Raw genomic sequence first — 1209 nt, 5'->3', positions numbered from 1 at the left:
TTGCTGCTTGGTGGCGTTGGTCCATTGAGGTTGTACAGATGAACTGTACACGAAGTGGGAACCCGGCTCGTTCGTAGTCGAGTTCGGGGGCGTACGTTTTGATGACACCTGCATTTTCAAGAGCAGTAATTCGATTGCGGACCGTACTCTGTGAGACCTCAACTGTGGCACTGATCTGCTCGTGGGTGGTTTTGCGTGCATCTTGCTGTAATGCATAGAGGATCTCTCGATCGACGTCGTCCAAAACGACGTTGCCATCCTGTTCTGTGACCATACGGTCGACTGCACGGCTCAGGTAAAGTATGTTAGCGTTTTTCAGTCTTCCAGGCGCGAGCAATGAACGAAGAAACGAGGGCGGAGACTGTACGTGATCAGTCACTCCATCCATCAATGGTCTCCCATCGGTCGGCTCCGAGACAGGGGCTCCTCGCTCGGGTCAATCTTTCAGACGGACTCTTCTAGATCTTTCCGATTTATTGTAGTGTCCCTCCCCAAACCGATGGCGATTTGATTACGCAATTTTTCTGATGCAGCTCGAATCGTCCGACAGCGTCGGGGTCAGAGAATCGCGAGTGCTTGAGAGAGGCAAGCCACTTGTGATTAAGAGGTATCCAGAAGATACTATACACAGCAATTCGTGAAGGAATAATAGCCTTGTCAGAGGCTACAGATCTCATCCAAGAAGGGAGGATACAGAGTGATGTCAGAGATGTCCTGTGTCCCCTTTCCTTGTGGGCACTTTCACGGAGTTGAACACGTTCATCAGCGCCTGGTTCTATAATGATTCTACAGGTGTATCCGTCTTGGGGTCACCCGTCTGAGTAGCCGGAACCGCCGGCCTGTCCGGAACGAGGCGGTGCTCGCGTCGCTGCGTGCCTGTCCTCGCCGCCTCCCTCGCCGTGCTCAGTCGGCGGCTGCGACTGTCCTCCCGGCCGGCGGACGCTGGTGCAACCGCAAGTACGAGAGGACCGCCTGCCGAAGGGATAGCCACCAAAGAAATCGACTCTTGGAATCGAGACACGAAGCGGACGACTGACCCGTTACTGACAGCGCCACCCCGACGCCGCCCCTCATTCTCCCTCTTCGCACTGTCAGTTCAGGCGCGCACGCGAGAGAGGCAGGCATCTCGGCGGTCATACCCCTACCTCTCGGACCCCAAGACGAGGATGTAGGGAGTCCTCACAGCGAAGGGGTAGGGGGGAGGGGGCA

1 protein-coding gene is annotated in these 1209 nt (G+C 55.8%); it reads right to left on the bottom strand.

All coding sequences use genetic code 11. The features are described from left to right. The coding region (locus HAPAU_RS20400; RefSeq protein ID WP_157078538.1) for an Lrp/AsnC family transcriptional regulator at positions 1–274 on the bottom strand (274 nt) is incomplete at its 3' end. Positions 275–1209: the final 935 nt, after the last annotated feature.

It is taken from the genome of Halalkalicoccus paucihalophilus, from assembly GCF_001593955.1.
Lineage (GTDB): Archaea > Halobacteriota > Halobacteria > Halobacteriales > Halalkalicoccaceae > Halalkalicoccus > Halalkalicoccus paucihalophilus.
This window is presented reverse-complemented; position numbering and strand designations above follow the sequence as displayed.